The 15,805-nt window shown below is 74.9% G+C and carries 14 protein-coding genes; 8 read left to right on the top strand and 6 right to left on the bottom strand.

All coding sequences use genetic code 11. The features are described from left to right. Nucleotides 1-316: 316 nt before the first annotated feature. Nucleotides 317-1,243 (bottom strand): DUF3027 domain-containing protein, encoded by a 927-nt coding sequence (locus ACIP67_RS18150; RefSeq protein ID WP_401692759.1) that lies wholly within the window; start codon nt 1,241-1,243, stop codon nt 317-319. 324 nt (nt 1,244-1,567) lie between these two features. On the opposite strand from ACIP67_RS18150, the gene ACIP67_RS18145 reads away from it, so the two are divergent. From ACIP67_RS18145 to ACIP67_RS18130, 4 genes are all read left to right on the top strand, one after another. Beyond that, a complete protein-coding gene (locus ACIP67_RS18145; RefSeq protein WP_401692758.1) occupies nt 1,568-3,001 on the top strand; it encodes an MFS transporter in 1,434 nt (477 codons plus the stop codon). Between the two features lie 190 nt (nt 3,002-3,191). Next, nucleotides 3,192-3,704 carry a DUF2771 domain-containing protein gene (locus tag ACIP67_RS18140; protein ID WP_401692757.1) on the top strand — a complete coding sequence of 171 codons (513 nt, stop codon included), beginning with the start codon at nt 3,192-3,194 and terminating at the stop codon, nt 3,702-3,704. Nucleotides 3,705-3,718: 14 nt separating this feature from the next. Beyond that, complete coding sequence (locus ACIP67_RS18135; RefSeq protein ID WP_401692755.1) at nt 3,719-4,438, top strand: futalosine hydrolase; 720 nt, start codon at nt 3,719-3,721, stop codon at nt 4,436-4,438. Beyond that, nucleotides 4,428-5,279, top strand: a complete 852-nt coding sequence (locus ACIP67_RS18130) for a 1,4-dihydroxy-6-naphthoate synthase (protein WP_401692754.1) — start codon at nt 4,428-4,430, stop codon at nt 5,277-5,279. The genes ACIP67_RS18135 and ACIP67_RS18130 overlap by 11 nt, the downstream gene beginning before the upstream one ends. A gap of 22 nt (nt 5,280-5,301) precedes the next feature. Here ACIP67_RS18130 and ACIP67_RS18125 read toward each other — a convergent pair whose 3' ends face one another. Then, a complete protein-coding gene (locus ACIP67_RS18125; protein WP_385069837.1) occupies nt 5,302-5,685 on the bottom strand; it encodes a cold-shock protein in 384 nt (127 codons plus the stop codon). Between the two features lie 165 nt (nt 5,686-5,850). Between ACIP67_RS18125 and ACIP67_RS18120 the strand changes: the two genes are divergently transcribed. Further along, nucleotides 5,851-6,102 carry a hypothetical protein gene (locus ACIP67_RS18120; RefSeq protein ID WP_401692753.1) on the top strand — a complete coding sequence of 84 codons (252 nt, stop codon included), beginning with the start codon at nt 5,851-5,853 and terminating at the stop codon, nt 6,100-6,102. Nucleotides 6,103-6,328: 226 nt separating this feature from the next. Here the strand turns inward: ACIP67_RS18120 and ACIP67_RS18115 are convergent, their stop codons facing one another. Next, entirely contained in the window at nt 6,329-6,967 is a 639-nt protein-coding gene (locus tag ACIP67_RS18115; protein WP_401692752.1) for an HAD family hydrolase, read from the bottom strand. A 48-nt stretch (nt 6,968-7,015) separates the two neighbouring features. Beyond that, nucleotides 7,016-8,068 carry a hypothetical protein gene (locus ACIP67_RS18110; RefSeq protein WP_401692751.1) on the bottom strand — a complete coding sequence of 351 codons (1,053 nt, stop codon included), beginning with the start codon at nt 8,066-8,068 and terminating at the stop codon, nt 7,016-7,018. Nucleotides 8,069-8,143: 75 nt separating this feature from the next. On the opposite strand from ACIP67_RS18110, the gene ACIP67_RS18105 reads away from it, so the two are divergent. Further along, nucleotides 8,144-10,669, top strand: a complete 2,526-nt coding sequence (locus tag ACIP67_RS18105) for a helicase-associated domain-containing protein (protein WP_401692750.1) — start codon at nt 8,144-8,146, stop codon at nt 10,667-10,669. Between the two features lie 61 nt (nt 10,670-10,730). Beyond that, the gene (locus ACIP67_RS18100; RefSeq protein WP_401692748.1) at nt 10,731-12,377 is read left to right on the top strand and encodes a DNA repair helicase XPB; all 1,647 of its coding nucleotides are present in this window, start codon (nt 10,731-10,733) and stop codon (nt 12,375-12,377) included. A gap of 25 nt (nt 12,378-12,402) precedes the next feature. On the opposite strand, the gene ACIP67_RS18095 is transcribed toward ACIP67_RS18100, so the two are convergent. Continuing rightward, on the bottom strand, nt 12,403-12,609 hold the full coding sequence (locus ACIP67_RS18095) for a hypothetical protein (RefSeq protein WP_401692746.1): 207 nt from the start codon (nt 12,607-12,609) through the stop codon (nt 12,403-12,405). Between the two features lie 203 nt (nt 12,610-12,812). Here ACIP67_RS18095 and ACIP67_RS18090 point away from each other — a divergent pair, with 203 nt between their 5' ends. Further along, the gene (locus ACIP67_RS18090; RefSeq protein WP_401692745.1) at nt 12,813-14,864 is read left to right on the top strand and encodes a HelD family protein; all 2,052 of its coding nucleotides are present in this window, start codon (nt 12,813-12,815) and stop codon (nt 14,862-14,864) included. A gap of 204 nt (nt 14,865-15,068) precedes the next feature. Here ACIP67_RS18090 and ACIP67_RS18085 read toward each other — a convergent pair whose 3' ends face one another. Then, complete coding sequence (locus ACIP67_RS18085) at nt 15,069-15,782, bottom strand: copper homeostasis protein CutC (RefSeq protein ID WP_401692744.1); 714 nt, start codon at nt 15,780-15,782, stop codon at nt 15,069-15,071. Nucleotides 15,783-15,805 lie beyond the last annotated feature (23 nt).

Genomic DNA, 15,805 nt, shown 5'->3' with positions numbered 1-15,805 from the left:
CACGCACGACCTCCCGGGGGCTGCCGCCCCCGGACCCCCGCTTCGGCCCTGGACGGGCCTCGTCCTCAAAGCCGGACGGGCTGGTGGGTCGGCCCTCCGGCGTCGAGACCGATCGGCCGGGAAGCAGCCGACCGCTGGGAGAAATCCCGCCGGCCGAGGAAGAGCGGAACAGCCGGGAAAACCGACCGGCCCGGACCTGGCCCACCGGCCGGCAAGAGGCCGACCAGCCGGGAGACGGCCGACCGGCCAAGGAGACGCCCACCGCCCGGAACCCGGCCGACCGCCGAGCAGAGGTCGGCCTGGCGACGGACCCTGGTCAGGAGTGCCCCAGTTCGGCCGACTCCTCGTCCGCCACCGCCGGTACCGAGCCGGAGTCCGCCGCCGGGCGCAGGGGGAACGGGTCCACCCGCGTCTCGTCGATCACCGGCGCGGGCGGCTGCGGCGGCTTCGGCATGACGGCGGCCTCGGAGTGGCCCCCGCAGCCGTACGAAAGCGAGACGACACGGCCGTCCGCCGGGGAGAACTCGTTGGCGCAGACGCCGAAGGCCTGGCCGAGGGAGCCTCCGATGGGCGTGAGGAAGCCGCAGCTGACACAGGACGCGGGGGCGGCCTGCGCCATGGGCGTCTTGGCCCCGAAGGCCTCCTCCCAGCGGTCCGCGGCGGTGTGCAGCCCGTACCGCGACAGCACCCGGGCACGGCGCATGCCGAGCTCCTCGGCGACCGCCGCGACCGAACCCCGCGACGGCGCCGTCGCAAGCTTCGCCGGCGGGCCCGCCGTGACCTCCGCGTCCTCCGCCTCCACCAGGTCCGCCATCTGCGGGGAGACGGCGGAGTTGGGCGGCGGCACGTCCTCGCCGCTGTACCCGGGCTCCAGACGCAGGTCCTCCGCGTCCGTCGGCAGCAGGTCGCCGGGGCCCATGTCGCCGGGGCGCAGCCGCTCGCTCCACGGCACCCACTCCGGCGCCAGCACCGCGTCCGGGCCGGGCAGCAGCACCACCTCGTCCAGCGTCACGATCTTCGCGCGGGACGCCCGCGCGACCGTCACCGCCCAGCGCCAGCCCCGGTACCCGAGCTCCCGGCAGTCGAAGAAGTGCGTCACCACACGGTCGCCCTCGGAGAGCACGCCGACGTGCTCCCCGACCACGCCGGGCGCGGCGGCCTCCTCTGCCGCGGCGCGGGCGAGGTCGACGGCCTCGGCGCACAGGCGGTCGGGGGTGCGGCTTCGCGTGGTCGCTGCGCTCACAGGTATCGCTTCTCTCCTACGCCGTCTCCAGGGTGCGGATTGCCTCCGGCGGTGGAGCGGACGGAGCGGACCTCGGGACCGCGTCGACGTCTGCGTCCGATCGCGCTCGGGCGCACCTGTGCCATCCATTGTGCGGGATGGCTGAGATACGCACGCTACCTGTTCGCGCGCTCCGAGCCCACACCGACGGTGCTTCCACCGTGCTCCGCGCCCCTGTTTCCCGGCGCGCGACGACCGGCCGCCGCTGGCCGGCGGGCCGGACGGCACACGGCCATACGCGCGGTAACCGCACTACACACGTCCATCTCGGGGCACTATGACGGGGTGGCAACCGCGAGGACACCCCGGGGAGCCACCGGTACAGGTGGGACGAAGGGGAACAAAGGGAGGAGCCGGGTGAGCGGTCCGGGCCGGATGAGCGGGTCCGTCCGCGCGGTCGGCCGCGCCCTGCACCTGCCGTTCACCGGCACCGCCCGCGGCATCCGCAAGGCCACCCACGCGCACGGCGCCGGCGAGTCCGGCCTCGGCAAGCTGATCGAACTGCACGGTGTGAACGGCGCCGGCGACGTGATGATCACCGTCGCCCTCGCGTCCACGGTCTTCTTCTCGGTCCCCACCGACGAGGCCCGGGGCCGCGTCGCCCTGTACCTGGCGATCACGATGGCGCCGTTCACGGTCCTGGCCCCGGTGATCGGCCCGCTCCTGGACCGCCTGCCGCACGGCCGCCGGGCGGCGATGGCGGGCGCGATGGCCGCCCGCGCCCTGCTCGCCCTCGTCCTGTCCGGCGCGGTCGTCACCGGCAGCCTGGAGATGTACCCGGCCGCCCTCGGCGTACTGGTCGCGTCGAAGGCGTACGGCGTGGTCAGGAGCGCCGTGGTGCCCCGGCTGCTGCCGCCCCGGTTCTCCCTGGTGAAGGCGAACTCCCGGGTGACGCTCGGCGGCCTGCTGGCCACCGGCATCGCCGCGCCCGCGGCCGCCGGCCTCCAGCTCCTCGGCCCGCGCTACCCGCTCTACGGCGCCTTCGTGATCTTCGTCGCGGGGACGTTCCTGTCGTTCTCCCTGCCCCGGAAGGTCGACTCGGCGAAGGGCGAGGACACCGCGCTGCTCGCCGCGGACGAGCAGCACCTGCACGGCCCGCACCGCCGGCCGGTGAAGCGTCCGGGGCTCAGGACGGTCGGCATCGCCGTGACGCACGCCCTGGGGGCGAACACCGCCCTGCGCTGGCTGTCGGGCTTCCTGACCTTCTTCCTGGCGTTCCTGCTGCGCGAGCACCCGCTGACCGGGCAGAGCGCGGCGGTGTCGCTGGGCATGGTGGCGGTCGCGGCGGGCACGGGCAACGCGCTGGGTACGGCGGTGGGGGCGTGGCTGCGGTCCCGGGCGCCGGAGCTGATCATCGTGACGGTGGTGGCGGTCGTGCTGGGAGCGGTGATCACGGCGGCCGTGTTCTTCGGGGCGTTCCTGGTGGCGTGCCTGGCGGCGGTCGCCGGTTTCTCGCAGGCGCTGTCCAAGCTGTCCCTGGACGCGCTGATCCAGCGGGACGTGCCGGAGCCGGTGCGGACGTCGGCGTTCGCGCGCTCGGAGACGCTGCTCCAGATGTCGTGGGTGTTCGGCGGCGCGGTGGGCATCGCGATGCCGCTGAACGGCGCGCTGGGCCTGTCGGTGGCGGCGGCCGTCGTGGCGGCGGGCTGGCTGACGACCGTCCGCGGTCTGCTCGGCTCGGCCCGGCACGGCGGCCCCCCGCGGACGGACCTGGCCTGATCCCTGCGCATCGGTGCGGCTCCGGGTCCATGCAGCCCCTGCGGCTCGGTACGGCTCCGGCTCCGTGCGGCGCGGTGCGACTCCCGCGACCGGTGGGACGCATGGGGTGCACGGGGCTCGTGGGGCGCAACACCCGGCCACGCCGCCCCCACGTAGAGAGACCGCCCGAGGTGCCCGATAACCTTCGGCCATGACCACGCTGCCCCGCGGCGAAGCCGCTGATGTTCACCGCGCCGTACGACGCCGCCGCGCCGTCGCCGCCGCCGGCGCCGTTTCCGCCGGACTGCTCGTCCTGTCGGCCTGTGACAAGCCGACGCCGCTGTCCACGATCACCGTCGGCCAGGCCTCGGTCAGCGAGGAGGCCACCTGCGGCGGCGAGGGCGAGGCCCTTCAGCCCGCGGCGCTGACGAAGTGCCTGGCGGACAAGGGCATCGCGTCGATCAGCGTCGACCCGGACGAAACCGTCCGCTTCGGCGTCGACCCCGACGTCGCCGAGAAGCGCTGGACGATCCTGATGAACGGTCAGCCGCTCACCGAGGACAGCGACAAGACGTACCGCACGATCCCCGGCAGCGTGTTCTTCAACGCCCAGTACGGCGCCCAGGGCGACTCGACCCTGGTCTCCATCAAGGCGGGCGACGGCAAGAAGGACAGCCAGACGGTCACCGGCCTGTGGTCCTTCAAGCTCGAGAAGGACGACTGACCACGTCCGCCCCCGTGACCGGCCCGCGCATCCTCGTGGCCACCGCGGTCCCGGCGGAGCGGGACGCGGTGGCACGGGCGTTCGGGGAGGGACCCGGCCGCCCGGAACACCGGCCCGGCGTCACCCTGCACCGCGTGGGCGACGGCTACGACCTCCTCGCCGCCGGTGTCGGGCCCGCCCTGGCCGCCGCGTCCGTCTCCGCCGCGCTGACCGCCGCCGCCCTCGACGGCACGCCGTACGGTCTCGTGGTCTCGGCGGGGATCGCCGGCGGCTTCCCGCCCGACGCGCCGGTCGGCTCCCTGGTCCTCGCCGACCTGATCACCGCCGCCGACCTGGGCGCGGAGACCGCCGACGGCTTCCTGCCGGTCACCGAGCTGGGCTTCGGCACGGTCACCCACGTCCCGCCCCGCTCCCTGGTCCGCAGGGCCGCGGCCGCGACCGGAGCCCGCACCGGCGTGATCCTGACCGTCTCGACGGTCACCGGCACCGCCGATCGGGCCGCCGCCCTGCGCGCCCGCCACCCGCGGGCCCTCGCCGAGGCGATGGAGGGCTTCGGCGTCGCCGAGGCGGCCGCCGCGCACGGCGCCGCCGTCCTGGAGATCCGCGCGGTCTCCAATCCCGTGGGCCCCCGCGACCGCGCGGCCTGGCGCATCGCCGACGCGCTGGAGGCGCTCACCACGGCCTTCGGGAAGCTCGCACCCGTCCTGGAGAGTTGGTACCGGCATGACCACTGAGCAGCAGCTGCGGATCGCGTACTCGCCCTGCCCCAACGACACCTTCGTCTTCGACGCCCTCGCCCACGGCCGCGTCCCGGAGGCGCCCGCGCTGGATGTGACGTTCGCGGACATCGACGTCACCAACGGCATGGCGGAGCGCGGCGAGCACGACGTGCTGAAGGTGTCATACGCCGTGCTGCCCTACGTCCTCGACACGTACGCGCTGCTGCCGTGCGGGGGCGCGCTGGGGCGGGGCTGCGGGCCGCTGGTGCTGACCCGGGAGGCGGGGGCCGACCTGACCGGCCGGACGGTCGCCGTGCCCAGCGAGAGGTCGACGGCGTACCTGCTGTTCCGCCTCTGGGCGGCGGACACCGTACCCGGCGGGGTGGGCGAGATCGTCGTGATGCCGTTCCACGAGATCATGCCGGCCGTACGGGACGGCAAGGTCGACGCCGGGCTGGTGATCCACGAGGCGCGCTTCACGTACCGCACCTACGGGCTGCACCGGCTCGCCGACATGGGCGAGCACTGGGAGTCCACGACCGGCCTGCCCATCCCGCTCGGCGCGATCATCGCCAGGCGGTCGCTGGGCGCCGCCGCCCTGACCGGGCTGGCCGACGCGATCCGCGCCTCCGTACGCGCCGCCTGGGACGCCCCCGAGGTCTCCCGCCCGTACGTCATGGAGCACGCCCAGGAGATGGACCCGTCCGTCGCCGACCAGCACATCGGGCTGTACGTCAACGAGTTCACGGCGGACCTCGGCGAGGACGGCTACGCCGCCGTGCGCGGGCTGCTCGCGCGGGCGGCGGCCGAGGGGCTGGTGCCGCCCCTCGGCCCGGAGGCGCTCGCGTTCCCCTGAGCCGGGCGCGTCAGGGCAGGCCCTACACGTCCAGCTGGTCGGCGACCGCGCGCAGCAGTCCGGCGATCTTCTTGCCGGAGGCCTTCTCGGGGTAGCGGCCCTTCTCCAGCATCGGGGTGATGTTCTCCAGGAGGGTCGTCAGGTCCTGGACGATGGAGGCCAGTTCGTCCGGTTTCTTGCGCTGCGCGGCGGCGACCGACGGGGTCGGGTCGAGGAGGACGACGGAGAGGGCCTGGTCGCCGCGCTGTCCGGCCACGACGCCGAACTCCACGCGCTGTCCCGGCTTCAGGGTCTCGACTCCGGCGGGGAGGACCGAGGAATGGACGAAGACGTCACCGCCGTCGTCGCGGGAGAGGAAGCCGAAGCCCTTCTCGCTGTTGAACCACTTGACCTTGCCGGTAGGCACGTCTGTCCTCGTCCTCGTACTCGTCGGAAAACTGCTTCGGAAAACGGCTCTTGATAGCACTACAGCGGGTCGACCATGACCCGCCGGTACCAAGGCTAATGGTCTTCGGGCCGGTGACAAGACGTCGCCCGGTCGTTCCCTCGCGCTGGGAACTACCCTGGTCGGGTGCGTGACAAAACCCAAACGAATTCCGCCGCGCCCGGTGACCGACTGATCCGTGCCGGTGCCATCGTCTTCTTCATCGGCGCCGTGGCCACTCTCGTCACCGTGGCCCCGCTGTTCTTCGGCACGACGCCTTTTCCGACGTACATGTTCGGATTGAGCATGCTCATGGGCGTCGGGTTCCTCGTCGCGGGAGCGGGTGTCCTGCGGTCCGTCGCGGCCGGACGCCGGCAGGCCCGGACGACCGGACGGTGACGGGCCGCGTGGACAACGCCGCGGGTGTCTAGCGCCGCGGCAGGCAACGTTCGCCCCGTCGCGACGCCCGGCACGCTCCCCCACTGCCTGGACGGCGTGGGCGGTGCCCCCACTCGCCGCACCGGGCACAACCCCAGGTACGTCCAGTACGAGGGCTTGCGCCCGGCACGCCGAGAGCACGCACCGGACGCCGCTCCTTGACGGGCAAACGTTGCCTGCCGCGGCACTAGCGCGCCGCGAGGTGGCCGGTGAGCCAGTCCGGGAACGCCGTCAGGTCCGGCAGGACGACGTCGGCGCCGGCGGCGGCCAGTTCCTCCGCGCCGCACGGGCCGGTCGCCACGGACACCGCGAGCGCGGCCGCGGCGCGGGCGCCCCGGACGTCGCCGACGTGGTCGCCCACGTAGACGCCGGCGCCGTGCTCGCGCAGCGCCGCCGCCTTCTGCTCGGCCCACAGGTCGCCCATGACCGCGTCGGCGTCGATGCCCAGGTGCTCCAGGTGGAGCTTGGCGTTCGGCTCCCACTTCGCGGTCACCACGACCACCCGTCCACCGGCCGCGTGCACGGCGTCCACCGCCTCCCGGGCGCTGGCCATCGCGAGGGTGGGGGTGATCGCACAGGACGGGTACAGCTCACGGTAGAGACCGGCCACGTCCGCGATCCGCTCCGCCGGGAACCAGTGCGCGAGCTCCTCCGCCAGGGGCGGCCCGAGGCGCGTGACCGCCAGGTCGGCGTCGATGTGCGCGCCCGTCCGTTCGGCCAGCGCCGTGTAGGTGGCGTGGATGCCCGGACGGGAGTCGATCAGGGTCATGTCGAGGTCGAAACCGACGGTCGGCGCGGGGGAACCGGAGGAAGCCATATGGGTCATTCTGCCGGTCCGGGCCGCGGCCCGGCGGCCCTTTCGGGACCGGACGTCTCATTTCCGGCGTTGTGAACGCCACAGCAGGAACAGGGCCGACGCCACGGCCGCGCCCCGGATCACCCAGGGCAGGGTGGCTTCGACGGCGTCGTTCATCCCGCCCTCGGCTATGGGATCGCCCCAGCGGCCCGCGCTGCGTCCCCACAGCCAGGTGAAACCGGCCACGACCGCCAGGCCCGGCAGGATCATCACCGCCCACTTGGTCTCCCCCTCGGTCAGCCGGCGGGAGGCGTAGGCGAGGAGCCAGCCCGCGACCATCACGCGCCACTCGCCGATGAGCGCGCCGACGGCGAGGCAGGCCGCGGCGACGAGGAGGAGGGGGTTGCTCCAGCCGGCGGCGGCCCGCAGCGGGGGCAGGAGCCGGCGACGCCGGGCGGTGGTCTCCCCGGCCTCCCCCGCCGTCTTCCCCGCCTCGGCCGTCTTCCCCGCCCCGTCCGTCTTCCCCGCTTCCTTCGCCGCCCCGGCTCCCGCCGGTCCCTGCGCGTCCCCGGCCGGCGGCGGGGGCTTCAGCATGGCCGGGATCTCGATGCCGCCGACGAACCCGGGCACCGAGTCGTCCAGCCCGAACAGGCCGTCGCTCCGCCGCCACCAGTCCGGGCCCTCCACCCCGTCGCCGAGATCGTGCGCACCGGCCGGGTGCGGCGGCGACGGCACGTCCGGGGCCGCGGGCCGCTCCCCCTCGGACCGCTGACGGGGAAGGGCCACCGCCCACCAGCTCTTCGCCCCCTTGGGCCGCTCCTCCCCGCGGTCCCGCTGCACGGGCACGGAGGGCGCCGGCGGTGCCTGCGGTGCCGACGGCGTCGGCGTCGGCGTCTCCGGGCGGTCGCCGGCCGCGGCCGCGACGATCTCGTCCGGGGTGCCGAGGCGGTCCAGGATGCGGCGGACGGCGGCGGGACTGTCGACGGGCGCCCTGGCCCGCCGGCGGTCGATCTCGTTCCGCAGATCCGACACGAGCCGCATCCGCGTGGCCGACGACAACTGCCGCTGTTGGGCCACGTCCCCGATCCGGCTCAGATACTCGTAGACGACCTGGTCGCTCTCGATCCCCACGGGAGGACGCTATCGCGCGGACCGCCGGGAGCACGTCACCTCGGGTCAGGGAGGCGACCCGCTACCGTGGGTGGGATGAGCACCGAGGACCCTCCGGCCCCGCGGTCCCTCGCGGAGGCGCTCCGCGCCCGGGACGACGACTCCCTGGCCGCGCTCCTGCGCCGTCGCCCCGACCTCATCACCCCGGTCCCCACCGACCTCACCCAGCTCGCCACCCGCGCCGGGACCCGCGCCTCCGTCGTGCGCGCGCTGGAGCGGCTGGACCGGTTCGCGCTCCAGACGGCGGAGGCGCTGGCCGTGGCCGGGGACCCGGCGACGTACGGCGAACTGCTGGGGCTCATGGCCGGGGACACGGCCGACGAGACCGTCGTCCGCGCGCTCCCCGGTGCCGTGGCCGCCCTCCGCGAGCAGGCCCTCGTCTGGGGCGACGACGACCGGCTGCGCCTGGTCCGCACCGCCCGCGAACTGCTGGCGCCGTCCCCGCAGCACCCCTCCCCGACCGGTCTCGGCCCGTCCGTGCGGGAGGCCACCGCGGGCATGTCGCCGGGCCGCGTCCAGGCGATCGTGTCGGCGGTCGGGCTGCCGTCGACCCATGACTCCGTGTCCGCGGTCACCGCGCTGACCGGCCTGTTCACGGACCGTACGCAGCTCGGCGCGCTACTCGGCCGGGCGCCGGCCGACTCCCTCGACGTCCTGGACCGGCTGGTGTGGGGACCGCCGTACGGCCAGGTCACCGCCGACCCCGCGCCCCGGCTGCGCTGGCTGCTCGACCGGGGTCTGCTGCTGCCGACCGCGCCCGGCACCGTGGTGCTGCCCCGCGAGGTCGCGCTGCACCTGCGGGCGGGCCGCGCGCACCGGACGCCCGAGCCGCTGCCGCCGGCCGTCGAGCCGGCCGTCACCCACCGTCCACAGGATGTGGACGCGACGGCGGCGGGCCAGGCGTACACGGCGCTGGCGACCGTCGAGGAGCTGCTGAAGGAGTGGGACGAGGGCGGGCCCGCGGTGCTGCGGGCCGGCGGGCTCAGCGTCCGCGACCTGAAGCGGACCGCCGTCGCGCTGGACGTCGCCGAGCCCGTGGCCGCGTTCTGGGTGGAACTCGCGTACGCGGCGGGGCTGCTCGCCTCCGACGGGGAGGCCGACGAGCGGTACGCGGCGACCCCGGCCTACGACGAGTGGCGGGAGCGTCCGGCGGCGGAGCGGTGGGCGGGGCTCGCCGAGGCATGGCTGCCGGCGACCCGGACGTCGGGGCTGGTGGGCGGCCGGGACGCGAAGGACCGGGCGCTGTCGGCGCTGGGTCCGGGGCTGGACCGCTCGGCCGCGCCGGAGGTGCGCCACCGGGTGCTGACGCTGCTGGCGGGGCTGCCGGAGGGCGGCGCGCCGGACGCGGAGGCGGTGCTCGGCCGGCTGCGCTGGGAGCGGCCGCTGCGCGGCCCGCAGGGGACGGCGGGCGAGGACGACCTGCGGTCCCGGCTCGGCCGGTGGACGCTGGCGGAGGCCGAACTGCTGGGCGTCACCGGCCGGGGCGCGCTGTCGGCGCACGGCCGCGCCCTGCTGGGGGCGTCACCGGCCGGAGCGCCGGCCGGTGACGGCCCGGCCGCGCCCGCCGAGCCCACCCCGGCCCCGCACGCCCCGGCCCCGCCGTCCCCTCCCGAGCAGGCCGTGGCCGTCGCGGCCGCCGCCCGCCTCCTCGCCCCGCTGCTGCCCGAGCCGCTGGACCACGTCCTGCTCCAGGCGGACCTCACCGCGGTGGCCCCCGGCCCGCTGCGGCGCCCGCTCGCCGACGTGCTGGGCGTCCTCGCGGACGTCGAGTCGAAGGGTGGCGCGACCGTCTACCGGTTCACGCCGGCCTCCGTACGCCGTGCCCTGGACGCCGGCCGGACCGCCTCCGACCTGCACGCCTTCCTCGCCGAGCACTCCCGTACGCCGGTGCCGCAGCCGCTGGCCTACCTGATCGACGACGTGGCCCGCAGACACGGCCGGCTGCGGGTGGGCGCGGCCTCCGCGTACGTCCGCTGCGACGACGACGCCCTGCTGAACGAGATCCTCGCCGACAAGCGCTCCGCCGGCCTGCGCCTGCGCCGCCTCGCGCCGACCGTGCTGGCCGCCCAGGCCGACCCGGCGGCCCTCCTCGACGGGCTGCGGGCGATGGGCTTCGCGCCCGCCGCCGAGTCCGCCGAGGGCGACGTCCTGATCGCCCGGGCGCACGCCCACCGCACCCCGCCCCGCACGGCGCCCGAGCCGGTCCCCGACGGGCCGCCCGTCCCGGACGCCACGCTCCTCACGGCGGCGATCCGCGCGGTCCGGGCCGGCGACCTGGCCTCCACCGCCCCCCGCAAGCCGACCGACACCGCCCCGCTGGCCCCCGGCGAGCTCCCCCGCACCAGCTCCGCCGAGACCCTCGCCACCGTGCAGGCCGCCGTCCTGACCGGCGAGGCCCTGTGGATCGGCTACGTCAACGCCGAGGGCGGCGCCAGCCAGCGCGTCATCGCCCCGGTCCGGGTGGAGGGCGGCTTCGTGACGGCGTACGACCACACGGCGGACGAGGTGCGGACGTACCCGCTGCACCGGATCACGGGGGTGGCGGAGCTGGCCGACGAGTGACCGCTTTCGCCCGCGATTGAGGCACACTGGACGTTTGGCCGTGCGGAAGGGATGTGCGTACGTGAACGGACCGCTGATCGTCCAGTCGGACAAGACCCTGCTCCTGGAGGTCGACCACGAGCGGGCCGACGACTGCCGCCGTGCCATCGCGCCGTTCGCCGAGCTGGAGCGGGCGCCGGAGCACATCCACACCTACCGGGTGACCCCGCTCGGCCTGTGGAACGCGCGCGCCGCCGGGCACGACGCCGAGCAGGTCGTGGACGCGCTGGTGCAGTACAGCCGCTACCCGGTGCCGCACGCGCTGCTGGTCGACATCGCCGAGACGATGGACCGCTACGGCCGGCTGACCCTGTCCAAGCACCCCGCGCACGGCCTGGTCCTGACGTCCACCGACCGGCCCGTCCTGGAGGAGGTCCTGCGGTCCAAGCGGATCGCCCCGCTCGTCGGCGCCCGCCTCGACCCGGACTCGGTCGCCGTGCACCCCTCCGAGCGCGGCCAGATCAAGCAGGTGCTGCTGAAGCTGGGCTGGCCGGCCGAGGACCTCGCCGGGTACGTCGACGGCGAGGCGCACCCGATCGAGCTGGCCGAGGACGGATGGGCGCTGCGGCCGTACCAGAAGCAGGCCGTGGAGAACTTCTGGCACGGCGGGTCCGGTGTCGTCGTGCTGCCCTGCGGCGCGGGCAAGACGCTGGTCGGCGCCGGGTCGATGGCGCAGGCGAAGTCCACGACCCTGATCCTCGTCACGAACACCGTCTCCGCCCGGCAGTGGAAGCACGAGCTGGTGAAGCGGACCTCGCTGACCGAGGACGAGATCGGCGAGTACAGCGGGACGAGGAAGGAGATCCGGCCGGTCACGATCGCCACGTACCAGGTGCTGACGACCCGGCGGAAGGGCGTCTACCCGCACCTGGAGCTGTTCGACTCCCGGGACTGGGGCCTGATCGTCTACGACGAGGTCCACCTGCTGCCCGCGCCGGTCTTCAAGTTCACGGCGGACCTCCAGGCGCGGCGGCGGCTGGGGCTGACCGCCACCCTCGTGCGGGAGGACGGCCGTGAGTCGGACGTGTTCTCCCTCATCGGGCCGAAGCGGTTCGACGCCCCCTGGAAGGAGATCGAGGCGCAGGGGTACATCGCGCCCGCGGACTGTGTCGAGGTGCGGGTGAACCTGACGGACTCCGAGCGGCTGGCGTACGCGACGGCCGAGACGGAGGAGAAGTACCGCTTCTGCGCGACGACCGCGACGAAGCGCAAGGTGACCGAGGCGATCGTGCGGCGGTTCGCCGGGCAGCAGATCCTCGTCATCGGCCAGTACATCGACCAGCTGGACGAGCTGGGCGAACACCTCGGGGCGCCGGTCATCAAGGGCGAGACGTCCAACGCCCAGCGGGAGAAGCTCTTCGACGCCTTCCGCGAGGGCGAGATCAGCGTGCTGGTGGTGTCGAAGGTCGCGAACTTCTCGATCGACCTGCCGGAGGCGACGGTCGCCATCCAGGTGTCGGGCACCTTCGGCTCCCGCCAGGAGGAGGCCCAGCGCCTGGGGCGCGTCCTGCGTCCCAAGGCGGACGGCCACCAGGCCCACTTCTACTCGGTGGTCGCCCGCGACACCATCGACCAGGACTTCGCGGCCCACCGCCAGCGGTTCCTGGCGGAGCAGGGGTACGCGTACCGGATCGTGGACGCGGACGAACTGCTGGCGGACGGGGCCTGAGCGGGGGCGGGCGGGCCGACGGGCGTCACCTGTGGCGGACGCCCGCCTCCTCCCCGTACTCGCCGAGGACGACGACGTCGAAGGCGGCGCCGGCGAAGACCCGCAGCGCGCGGAGGGCGTCACCGAGGAGGTGGCGGTGGCCGCCGCCGGAGAGGGGGGTCGCCCCGGACGGGCGACCGGGGGCCGGGCCGGGGGCCGGGCCAGGGGCCGGGTGGATGGTCGCTGCACTCATATCTCCATGGTGGAACCGCGGGACGGGGAAGCCACCCCGGAACGGGAACCGTTCCGGGGCCGGAAATCCGTTGGCCTCCCTCCGCCCCCCTCACCTAGACTCTCCGCTCTTGCCCGCCTCCCTCACGGAGTGCCGCCGCCCGGACGGAAACCGGACGGCATCCCGCAGCGCCCTTCCCCGCAGGTCCCTCCGGAGGCACCCCCTTGTCCACGCCCGCCCACGGCTCCCCCGGCGATCCCCTCGCCCGTGAGCGCTCCCACCTGAGCGCCTCCCGGTCCGCGCTGCGCGCCATGCGCGAGGACGTCGAGGCCCTCGACATCGGCGACGTCACCGCGAACTGGGTCAACGCCCAGATCCTGGAGCGCCAGATCCAGGAGCGCATCAAGGCGCTCGCCGACCTCAGCGACACCCCGCTGTTCTTCGGCCGGCTCGACTACCTGCACGCCCCCGGCGCGGACCGGGCCGAGGGCGCGGAGGGCGAACGCTTCTACATCGGGCGCCGACATGTGCACGACGCGGACGGCGACCCGATGGTCATCGACTGGCGGGCGCCGGTCTCGCAGCCGTTCTACCGGGCGTCCGGGAAGGACCCGATGGACGTCGCGCTGCGCCGCCGCTTCGGGTACACGGGCGGCGACCTCACCGCGTACGAGGACGAGCACCTCTCGGACCCGGCCGAGGAGGCGACCACCAGCAAGCTGCTCCAGCGGGAGATCGAGCGGCCGCGTGTCGGCCCGATGCGTGACATCGTGGCGACCATCCAGCCCGAGCAGGACGAGATCGTGCGCTCCGGCCTGACCGGCTCGGTCTGCGTCCAGGGCGGCCCCGGCACCGGCAAGACGGCCGTCGGCCTGCACCGGGTCGCGTTCCTGCTCTACGCCCACCGCGAGCGCCTCGCCCGCACCGGGACGCTGGTCATCGGACCGAACCGGTCCTTCCTGCACTACATCGAACAGGTGCTGCCCGCGCTCGGCGAGCTGACGGTGCGCCAGGCCACGGTCGACGACCTGGTGGCGCACGTGGAGGTGCGGGGCGCGGACGAGGCGGCCGCCGCCGTCGTCAAGGGCGACGCGCGGATGGCGGAGGTACTCCGCCGGGCCGTGTACGCGCACGTCACGCTGCCCACGGAACCGGTCGTGGTGGTGCGCGGCTCCCGCCGCTGGCGCGTCCCGGCGTACGAACTGGAGACGATCGTCCGGGAGCTGCTCGACCGGGACATCCGCTACGGCGCCGCGCGTGACGCCCTGCCGCAGCGGATCGCGCACGCCGTGCTGGTCCAGATGGAGCGGGCCGGGGAGGCCCCGGACGACCGGGTGCAGGACGCCGTCGCCCGGGGCAGCGCGGTGAAGGCCGCCGTGAAGGCGGTGTGGCCGGCCGTGGACCCGGCGAAGCTGGTGCTGCGCCTGCTCACGGACGCGGACTTCCTCGCCGCGCACGCCGAGGGGATCCTCACCGAGGACGAGCGGAAGACGATCCTGTGGGCGCGGCCGGTGCGGTCGGTGAAGTCGGCGCGCTGGTCGGCCGCGGACGCGGTGCTGATCGACGAGGCGGCGGACCTGGTGGAGCGCACGCACTCGCTGGGGCACGTGGTGCTGGACGAGGCGCAGGACCTGTCCCCCATGCAGTACCGGGCCGTCGGCCGCCGCTGCTCCACCGGCAGCGCGACCGTCCTCGGCGACCTGGCGCAGGGCACCACGCCGTGGGCGACCCGCAGTTGGCCGGAGGCGCTGGCGCACCTCGGCAAGCCGGACGCGGCGGTCGAGGAGCTGACGGCCGGTTTCCGCGTCCCCACGGACGTCATCGCCTACGCCTCCCGCCTGCTCCCGCACATCGCACCGGGCCTCACCCCGGTCGCGTCGGTCCGCGAGAACCCGGGCTCCTTCGAGGTGCGCCCGGTCCGGGACACCGCCGACACCGTCGCCGCCTGCGAGGAGTCGCTGCGCCACGAGGGCTCCACGGGTCTGATCGCCGCCGACGCCCGCGTCCCGGCCCTGGCCGAGGCCCTCACGGCGGCCGGTGTCCCGTACCTCGCGCCCGGCGAGGAGACCACCGCCGAGACCCGCCTGACCCTGGTCCCGGCCTCCCTGGCCAAGGGACTGGAGTACGACTACGTGGTCCTCGACGAGCCCCGGGCCGTGGTGGACGGCGAACCGGACGAGCGCACCGGCCTGCGCCGCCTGTACGTCTCCCTGACCCGAGCGGTCTCGGGCCTGATCGTCACGCACACGGCACCGCTGCCGCCGCAGCTGGGCTAGTGCTGCGGCAGGCAACGTTCGCCCCGTCGCGACGCCCGGCACGCTCCCCCACTGCCTGGACGGCGTGGGCGGTGCCCCCACTCGCCGCACCGGGCACAACCCCAAGTACGTCCAGTACGAGGGTGCGCCCGGCACGCCGAGAGCACGCACCGGACGCCGCTCCTTGACGGGCAAACGTTGCCTGCCGCGGCACTGGAGACCGGGTCAGGCCGCACCCGGCTCCGGTCGGTCGCCGTCCAGCTCCCCGCGCCACCGCGCCACGGACTCCGCCGACACCGGCCCGCCCCAGCCCCGCGGGCGGGCCGCGCCGCCGATGTGGAAGGCGTCGATCCCGGCGGCGCGCAGCCGCGGCACATGGTCCAGGCGCAGGCCGCCGCCGACCAGGAGGCGCTGTCCGTAGCCCGGCTCCCCGCCGCGCCGGGCCTCGGCGAGCAGGGTGGGGAGGCCGTCGTCCACCCCGGCGGCGGAGCCGGCCGTGAGGTAGGCGTCGAGCCCGGGGAGCTCGGCGAGCTGCTTGCGCAGGGCGTCCCGGTCGGCGGCGTGGTCGATCGCCCGGTGGAACGTCCACCGGCAGCCGTCCAGCTCCCCGGCCAGGCACTCCACGGCGTCCAGGTCGACCCCGCCCTGCGGGTCGAGGAAGCCCAGGACGAACTCCTCGGCCCCGGCGTCCCGCAGCTCCCGCGCGACCCGGACCAGCCGCCGCCGGTCCCCGGCGGCGAACCCGTCCGTCAGCCGCAGCATCACGCGCAGGTCGACGTCGACGGCGGCACGGATCGCGGCGAAGGCCGCCACGGGCGGGGTGAGGCCGTCGGCGGCCATGTCGGTGACCAGTTCGAGGCGGTCCGCGCCTCCGGCCCGGGCGGCGACCGCGTCCTCGACGTCGAGGGCGATCACCTCCAGGACTGCACGCTTGCTCATGGGACCCCATTCGTCAGTCGGAC

The sequence above is a fragment of the Streptomyces sp. NPDC088812 genome, assembly GCF_044750285.1.
GTDB lineage: Bacteria > Actinomycetota > Actinomycetes > Streptomycetales > Streptomycetaceae > Streptomyces.
The sequence above is the reverse complement of the archived record's forward strand: the minus strand, read 5'-3'. Positions and strand labels throughout refer to the sequence as shown.

Excerpts from the sequence above, each read along its gene's own strand:
- ACIP67_RS18140 (WP_401692757.1), top strand. The coding sequence starts at position 3,192 with ATGACCACGCTGCCCCGCGGCGAAGCCGCTGATGTTCACCGCGCCGTA.
- ACIP67_RS18130 (WP_401692754.1), top strand. The coding sequence starts at position 4,428 with ATGACCACTGAGCAGCAGCTGCGGATCGCGTACTCGCCCTGCCCCAAC.
- ACIP67_RS18105 (WP_401692750.1), top strand. The coding sequence starts at position 8,144 with ATGAGCACCGAGGACCCTCCGGCCCCGCGGTCCCTCGCGGAGGCGCTC.
- ACIP67_RS18115 (WP_401692752.1), bottom strand. The coding sequence starts at position 6,967 with ATGACCCATATGGCTTCCTCCGGTTCCCCCGCGCCGACCGTCGGTTTC.
- ACIP67_RS18095 (WP_401692746.1), bottom strand. The coding sequence starts at position 12,609 with ATGAGTGCAGCGACCATCCACCCGGCCCCTGGCCCGGCCCCCGGCCCG.
- ACIP67_RS18085 (WP_401692744.1), bottom strand. The coding sequence starts at position 15,782 with ATGAGCAAGCGTGCAGTCCTGGAGGTGATCGCCCTCGACGTCGAGGAC.